This is a genomic window from Enorma phocaeensis (assembly GCF_016901575.1).
Taxonomy (GTDB): domain Bacteria; phylum Actinomycetota; class Coriobacteriia; order Coriobacteriales; family Coriobacteriaceae; genus Limicola; species Limicola phocaeensis_A.
In genome coordinates, this window is the sequence record NZ_JACJKQ010000076.1 from 1 (window position 1) to 492 (window position 492).

1 protein-coding gene is annotated in these 492 nt (G+C 71.1%); it reads right to left on the reverse strand.

Going from position 1 to position 492, the window contains the following annotated elements; translation table 11 throughout:
- Positions 1-394, reverse strand: a 394-nt coding sequence (locus H6A15_RS10245) for a helix-turn-helix domain-containing protein (RefSeq protein WP_204673652.1), incomplete at its 3' end; no start/stop codon positions are given.
- Between the last annotated feature and the right edge of the window lie 98 nt (positions 395-492).

Below are 492 nucleotides of genomic sequence, written 5' to 3' on the forward strand. Positions count from 1 at the left end.
GGCGGTCGAGCCTGCCGGAGCGTATCTCCCGGTAGATCGTGGTGTCGCTGACGGCCAGCCCGGGGCGCTCGAGCGCGATCCTGCCCTCGAGCTGCTCGGGCGACCAGCGGCCCTCGAGGACCTTCGCCCTGACGAGCTCGAGCCTCTCGGGGTCGTCGAGCAGGCGCGCCCGGCGGCAGCGCCGCCTGCGCTCCCCGTAGCGGCGCTGCGCGGTCGAGGCGCGGTAGTGCTCGCAGCGGGAGCCGCGGCCGCACGAGTTGCGGGCGAGCTCCCTCGACACCGTCGACCCGTGCCTCCCGATCGCCCTGGCGACCTCGTTGACGCCCTTGCCCTGCCTGCGGAGGCACATGATCTCCTCGCGCTCCTCGATGGTAAGATGGGTGTAGCTGCCCATGCCGGCCCCCTCCGATGAAGTCTGTCGCGAGCACCATCGTAGCGCCCGGCGTGGGCGGTCCCTGCTCAGGGGCGTTGCGCTTGAAATGAAAAACTAAG